This is a genomic window from Mesorhizobium sp. GbtcB19 (genome assembly GCF_019091085.1).
Taxonomy (GTDB): Bacteria; Pseudomonadota; Alphaproteobacteria; order Rhizobiales; family Rhizobiaceae; genus Mesorhizobium.
On the sequence record NZ_JAGXJY010000426.1, the window covers coordinates 1 to 243 of the forward strand.

A 243-nucleotide genomic window follows, 5' to 3' on the forward strand; every position below is an offset into this window, starting at 1 on the left:
TTTCCCGCGGCGACGCCCTTCTGGCCGTAGAGGGTGAGCTGATTGACTTCGCCGCCCAGCCCGACCATCAGCATGCCGCCGAAATTCGGGTGCCGCGCATAGCCGGCGAGCGTGCGGTGGTGAACCATCATGCCGTCGCCGGTGGCGCTCATGCCGCTGCCCTGGTCGTGCACGATCGGCACGAAGCCGTCGATGCCGGGGTACTTCGTCAGCAAGGTGCGGTTGGCCTCGTCGGCGGTGGCA

General features: G+C 67.9%; 1 protein-coding gene. It reads right to left on the bottom strand.

What is annotated here, in order from left to right; all coding sequences use genetic code 11:
* Window positions 1–243 (bottom strand): UxaA family hydrolase (locus tag KVT37_RS32650; protein ID WP_217579070.1); only part of this gene is annotated, 243 nt, incomplete at both ends.